This is a genomic window from Anaplasma phagocytophilum (genome assembly GCF_023476575.1).
Lineage (GTDB): Bacteria > Pseudomonadota > Alphaproteobacteria > Rickettsiales > Anaplasmataceae > Anaplasma > Anaplasma phagocytophilum_A.
In genome coordinates this window covers 1-3,645 of record NZ_JAHLEX010000106.1, presented here as the reverse complement: position 1 = coordinate 3,645, position 3,645 = coordinate 1, and the positions used below count along the sequence as shown (strand labels likewise).

The window sequence follows — 3,645 nt, the reverse complement described above, 5'->3', positions numbered from 1 at the left end:
AACAATGTCCTTACCTTATCTAATAAGAGAACCCTATACATAAACCAGATATGAAATCCTAGGATTACTAAACAAAACATACCTAGAGACTGCTTTTAGATATTCGGAGGAGCGTAGTTACTTAGTCAACTCGTAAATTAAGCTCATTTGTAAACGAGAGACACTACAAAATAAAAGCCAACTCCTTAGCTAGTAGATATACTGTATCTGCTTCATCTTTTCCACTATCCTTAATACTCTTGGCCTTGCCTTTTAATAATAAGAATTATTACGTAGGATCTTGGTATACCTCGCGATTCATAACCTTTATATCTAAAATAAATTCATGGATAGCTTGATTATAGAACCCTGAATATAAAATCTGATACCCAATAATAAAACTAAAGGAAAACATATTAGAACAACCATAGATTTATAAACCAGGATTGCTCATCTTGTATCTAGTACTTAGAGGATTAGAAGTATATAATGGCGTATTCCTAATTCTATTCCTATGCCATAATGCAGTACTTCGTTGATGGTTTCGTAGCCTTTCTCACACTTCCTTGTATATTGTCGTTGCTGTACCCTGTATCAGTGAGATTATCTGCGTCCCTGAGTGCATACCTGTCTTATGCCGTTCTGGGGTTATTAAGCGCTTCTGTGACTCTTCTTATATACTTAAGGGTTGTAGATGACTTCTCATTTGAGCACGTTTTAAATAATTCACATTCTCTACAACCAGTACTGTACAAGATTACCGGTGTATGGGGAAATTATGAGGGTTCTTACCTTCTATTTTTGTGGCTACTAAGTATGTATACAGCCATCATGGAATTTGCTCACAAGGCTGATAACCTTAAAAGAATAGCTCTTACTTCACAGCACCTCATGCTAGCAGGATTTACAGCTTTTGGTGCGATATTCGCTAATCCCTTTTTGCGGGTGTTTTCTCTTGCCGAAGATGGGCTTGGGTTTAACCCTTTATTACAAGATATTGGCCTTACTATACATCCCCCCATTTTGTTTAGTGGTTATACGGGGTTGGCTCCAGTGTTATCTATTACCATTGCAGCCCTTATACTGAATTACGATCCTGTAGAGTGGGCTAAAATAATTCGAGTGTGGGCGCTGAATGCGTGGTCATTCCTGACACTTGGTGTTGCTCTTGGCGGTTGGTGGGCTTATAGAGTCCTGGGCTGGGGTGGTTTTTGGGCTTGGGATCCTGTGGAGAATGTTGTGTTGCTACCTTGGCTTCTTAGTACGGCGCTAATTCATATGTTGCCAATTGTCAGGAAGAGTAGAGTATATTGTAACTTCACATATTTTCTGGCAGTGTCTACTTTTCTAAGTAGCTTATACAGCACATTTTTAGTGCGTTCCGGATTATTAATTTCTGTGCATACTTTCGCTTTTGACGATACACGCGGCGTTTTTATCCTCGTTTTTATAAGTGTTATCGTCCTAATTTGCTATACAATATTTATAATGTATTGCAAAAAGAGGGACGAATACTGTGACTTCCGTTATGCATCAAAAATAACGCTTTTGGTTGGTCTTGCAGTATTACTTCTTATAGCGTTTTCCACCATAATCACTGGCACGGTATATCCAATTTTATGGGAATTCTTTAAAGGAGAGACGATTTCTGTGGGATATCCTTACTATAGTAACATTTTCAGCGTTTTACATACCGGACTTCTATGCATGTTAATTGTGTTACCTTGTATAGGTTGGGATGGCTATAAGACATTTAAGCTGAGTTTTAAGATTTCTACAGCCTTCGCTGCTATTTTCTTACCATGTGCCATGTATTGTGGGATTTCAGGAATCCTCATTCTGCTTGCATGTTTTTTATTTTTTTCTATTGTTGAGGACTTTTTCAGCAAATTACACGATCCCCTATCATGGACTGCTATTCGGAGTGCTTTACGTCCTGGCAGGTGCGCAATGCTCTCAGCACATCTAGGAGTCGCAATACTAACTGCGGGGATCATATACTCTAGCGCATATCAGACTGAAAGCTATAAGTATATGAAGGTGGGTGATACTATCAGCGTTCATGATTTTCAAGCTGTATTTGAGGATGTTTCCATTATTTCTCAGGAGTATTACGATGCTTTAGTAGGAAGATTTTCTATTACTAAAGCGGATTCACCAAAGATACTGCAAACACTTTTTCCAGAAAATAGATTCTATCACGTAGAAGGCACGCGCAATGTGATCAGCAGCACATATCATAGTTTTTTAGCCGATATATACATGGTGGTTGGTGATACAGATCTTGAAAAAGGTATCTCGGTCCAGATGCGATACAAACCTCTTATTAGCCTAGTCTGGATTGGTTGTACAATGCTAGTGATAGGGGGCAGTTTTGGAATATACAATGCATGGCTAAAAATACGGTCTCAAAGAAAAAAAGACGCATTAATAGATGTGCAAAGCATTATTTGAATTATATTCCATGTATCAGTATCATCCACCTCATAGAATAGAAGCGTGGAGTACACGGAGGTAAGATGTTTTTGAGTCAAAGTCGTGGTGTTATAAAAGTTTCTGGGGCAGATGCCGCAAAGTTCTTGCATAACATCACAACAAACGATGTGCTCCAGATGGAATCTCCTTCGGCAGTATACAACTTGATTCTCAACTCAAAGGGAAGATTTTTATTTGATTTCTTTTTGATAAAATGTGACAAGCACTTTCTGCTGGACTGTGAGCGCGAAGCTATAATGCCGATAATAGAGCTTTTACGACTATATCGGGTTGTATTAAAAGTAAAAATCAAGAGCTGTGACGAGTATTCTATAGCATTAGACACAAAGCAACGTTTGGGAGACCCTGGTTATACGAAAACTTTGGAAGACGGAACTGTTGTTTTTCAGGATCCACGGTGTATAAATATGGGTGTGCGATGCATAGTACCTAATACAAGTTCCGTAAAATATTACATTCCCACATTACAAAGCAACACTGAATACAGCATGTTGAGAATGGTCAATACTATACCCAACTGTGCCACTGATATGGTGAGCGGGGAATCATTCCCTCTACATTTTGGATTAGACAAGCTCAACGCTATTAGCCACACAAAAGGCTGCTATACAGGGCAAGAAGTGGTTGCAAGGATGCACAGGATTGGTGCAAAAAAGACACTTTGCACTGTCTTTTCTAAGAGTGGTATAAGTCTTCCTCAAACGGGAGAAATTTTTGTAAATCAGCAATGTGTAGGAGAAATGATAGCATCTACGGAAAATTGGGGACTGTGCATGTTAGAAACATCAAAATTACCGACAGGTTACATAGACTTGAGTATAGGTGACATAAAGCTCTCTCTACAATCTTAGTCAATTTAGTTGCTCCATGTGTCAAGTTTCTGTAGCAAAAAACTGTAGGAGTGTGCTCTCTAATCTGTCATTCAAATCCAAGCACTACAGTTATTATTTAAGGTAGGAATACTGGAATACAGAGCAGAGTTTAGCAAGATAAGAGATTTTAGTATAAGGGAGAGTAACGGAGAGACTAGAGCAGTATATCCTTACTTAAAGGATGGTAAGAGTGTCAAACTTGAGTCTAACAAGTTTGACTGGAACACGGACAATGCGCCTGTATCTCTAAGAAAACTTATGTATCTCTAAGAAAGCTTATATATGTCATCCATGGAAT

The 3,645-nt window shown here is 38.5% G+C and carries 2 protein-coding genes and 1 pseudogene; all 3 read left to right on the top strand.

Annotation, left to right across the window (positions count from 1 at the left end; all coding sequences use genetic code 11):
• Window positions 1–552: 552 nt before the first annotated feature.
• On the top strand, window positions 553–2,433 hold the full coding sequence (locus KPX09_RS04715) for a heme lyase CcmF/NrfE family subunit (protein ID WP_249549219.1): 1,881 nt from the start codon (window positions 553–555) through the stop codon (window positions 2,431–2,433).
• A 65-nt stretch (window positions 2,434–2,498) separates the two neighbouring features.
• Window positions 2,499–3,326 carry a YgfZ/GcvT domain-containing protein gene (locus tag KPX09_RS04710; protein ID WP_249549218.1) on the top strand — a complete coding sequence of 276 codons (828 nt, stop codon included), beginning with the start codon at window positions 2,499–2,501 and terminating at the stop codon, window positions 3,324–3,326.
• Between the two features lie 69 nt (window positions 3,327–3,395).
• Window positions 3,396–3,608 (top strand): annotated as a pseudogene (locus KPX09_RS04705) (hypothetical protein); the annotation flags it as partial.
• Window positions 3,609–3,645 lie beyond the last annotated feature (37 nt).

Coding starts and splice junctions, on each gene's coding strand:
- KPX09_RS04710 (WP_249549218.1), top strand. CDS start 2,499: ATGTTTTTGAGTCAAAGTCGTGGTGTTATAAAAGTTTCTGGGGCAGAT.